An 899-nucleotide genomic window follows, 5' to 3' on the forward strand; every position below is an offset into this window, starting at 1 on the left:
GTAAATCAAGCTCCGGCAATCACTGCACAGCCAACTGATAGTGCTATTTGTTCTGGATCTAACACAACATTTAGCGCTTCAGTTTCAAATGCTACAGGATATCAATGGCAGGTAAACTCAGGAGCTGGATTTAGTAATGTTACAAGTGGTGCTCCTTACTCTGGAGAGACTACAGCAACACTAACCATAACAGGCGCAACTGCTTCATTAAATAATTATCAATATCGTTTGATAGCAACTGGAAATTGTACTCCAGCTGCAGTTTCAAATGCAGTTACATTACAAGTTTCTAATATAGGTGCATCTTCAACAAAAGTAGACATTAGCTGCAATGGAGCTGCTAATGGTTCCTTATCAGTTGTACCATTAGGAGGTGTAGGATCTTACACTTATCTTTGGTCAAATGCTGCTACATCTTCTTCTATTAGTAATTTAGCACCTGGAAATTATACTGTTAGTATAAAAGATGCTATTCTATGCGAAAAAATATTAAACTTTACCATAAATGAACCACCTTTATTAGTGGCTTCTCAGGGAACTATAAATGATGTAAGCTGTAACTCTGGATCAAATGGAACAGCAACAGTAGTAGTAACTGGAGGAACTCCTGGTTATACTTATTCATGGTCTCCTTCTGGAGGGACTGCTGCTACTGCTTCTGGTCTGGCTGCAGGAACTTATACTGTTACTGTTACCGACGCTAATAACTGTCAAACTACACAAAGTTTTATTATTTCAGAACCAGCTGCTCTTGCGGTTGTACCATCACAAACTGATGTTTTATGTAACGGTGCTGCAACTGGATCTGCTAGTGTAGCCGTTTCAGGAGGAACTAGTGCTTATACTTATTCTTGGTCACCTTCTGGAGGAACTGCTGCAACTGCAACTGGACTAACAGC

General features: G+C 39.8%; 1 protein-coding gene. It reads left to right on the forward strand.

The window, feature by feature from the left end:
* On the forward strand, positions 1 to 899 hold an 899-nt coding region (locus FLAPXU55_RS01715), incomplete at both ends, for a SprB repeat-containing protein (RefSeq protein ID WP_180856298.1).

It is taken from the genome of Flavobacterium panici (genome assembly GCF_903819335.1).
Taxonomy (GTDB): Bacteria; Bacteroidota; Bacteroidia; order Flavobacteriales; family Flavobacteriaceae; genus Flavobacterium; species Flavobacterium panici.